At 60.1% G+C, this 1547-nt stretch carries 1 protein-coding gene; it reads right to left on the reverse strand.

Annotated elements, in window-relative coordinates; genetic code table 11:
- Positions 1-3 precede the first annotated feature (3 nt).
- Positions 4-1458, reverse strand: a complete 1455-nt coding sequence (locus ACSFBF_RS36000; protein ID WP_435463000.1) for an IS4 family transposase — start codon at positions 1456-1458, stop codon at positions 4-6.
- Between the last annotated feature and the right edge of the window lie 89 nt (positions 1459-1547).

A 1547-nucleotide genomic window follows, 5' to 3' on the forward strand; every position in this document is an offset into this window, starting at 1 on the left:
CTTTCAATTACCCACAACTTTCGCCCCGAGTTGCATCCCGAGGACGATGTCAGTTAGACGTGTGAGCCCGCGCCACATGACGATGTTGCCGGGCGGAGGGTCGCCTTTGCGCGCGAGGTAGCCACCGAGCTTGGCTAACTCGATGGTGTAGTGCGACAGCGTCCGAGGCAAGAACTCCGGGACAGTCGACGTCGGTGACAGCTGATCCAGCACCGCGATCTCGACGTCGGTGAACGCTTCGCTCGGACTGGTGTCCGGATCGGCGCGGTTGAGCATCGTCAACCAGAAGATGCGCCAACTCAGGATGCAGTAGATCGCGATCAGATTGGTCAGGCGGTCGGCTGTTCGCAGTCGGGAGTCCTCGGCTCGGCAACCCGACTTCAGGATTTTGTGGAAGGTCTCGATCTTCCAGCGCATGGCGTACCAGTCGATTTTCTCGATGGCCTCGGCCTTGGAATACACCGGCAGGTTTGTGATGAGCTTCCACTGCAGCGGGGCACGACCGGCTGGCGCTTCACGCTCTTGCGCATGGAGTACCGTTAACTCAAGCGGTGGATACAGCTTCTGCTTGCCGATGGGCGGAAGCACTCCAATGCGCCGGTATCGGATCTCCAGGGTGGCTTGACAAGGCTGACCCCGCTCGTCGCGGAACTCGACGCGATGCAAACTCCGCACGCGAACATCGGCCATTTCGTCAGCGATCGTGTGACCGCCATCGCCAGCCAGCCGGTCGACGCAGGTTCGCACCAGGAAGCGAGTTCCGAGCTCATCGGCCAGGCAGAACAACTCGTAGATGTCGCTCTCGCGATCACAAATATGCACGCAGCGCTCGGGCTCGTCGATCAAGGCGTTCGACTGGCGCAGGTTCAGCAGCCACTTGACGCTTTCCTTCTCTTCAATCGGAACACGCGTCGGGTTGATCTTGCGTTTCAGCACGCTGGTGCCTTTGAACTTCTGACGGCTCCAGAACTTGATCGCGCACAGGCCTAGCGGCAGCCCCTGTGCCGTCACGACGAGGCTCGAGTGCATCAAGATGCCGCAGGTAGTGTGCGGTTGGGGACGGCCCGCTTCGTCGCGTCGGCTGTGAGTCACCCCCTTGAAGCCAATCAATTCCGGCTTGTCCCTCTTGTAGGAGAACTCCGTGGTGTCCTGAAGGATGAGCAATGGGCCGCAGCTCGCCTGGGCCCGATCACGCGTGGCCTGGAAGTGCCCAGAAAGAATGGCATGCTCGTCAACATCATCGTTGGACAGAAACCGGTAGGCAGCCTTGGTGTTAGCCCAGTCCTGGCATGCGAACGGAATCGTGCCTCCGATGTTGCCCCCGAGTCTATGAAGCAGGCTGCTCAATCTCTTGCCCAGTCGCGCGTCGCGGAAGTCGCAGCCGGCGACCTCGCCGGCTATCCACGACCCATTGTCGGATGGCTTGCTGGCTCCATCAATCCGCACAAACTTTGTCATCCGTTCCCGTTGGCAGAGTCCTCTCGCGAGGAATAACGGGAATCTCGATCATTCCGTGGACCGCTGAGACGCCAGACTTGTGGGTAATT

Origin of the sequence: Variovorax nivicola, assembly GCF_051216475.1 — a bacterium.
In the GTDB taxonomy this organism is placed as follows: Bacteria; Pseudomonadota; Gammaproteobacteria; order Burkholderiales; family Burkholderiaceae_C; genus Variovorax.

Bases quoted from the DNA above. Each gene is read 5' to 3' on its own strand.
- ACSFBF_RS36000 (WP_435463000.1), bottom strand. From the start codon at position 1,458: ATGACAAAGTTTGTGCGGATTGATGGAGCCAGCAAGCCATCCGACAAT.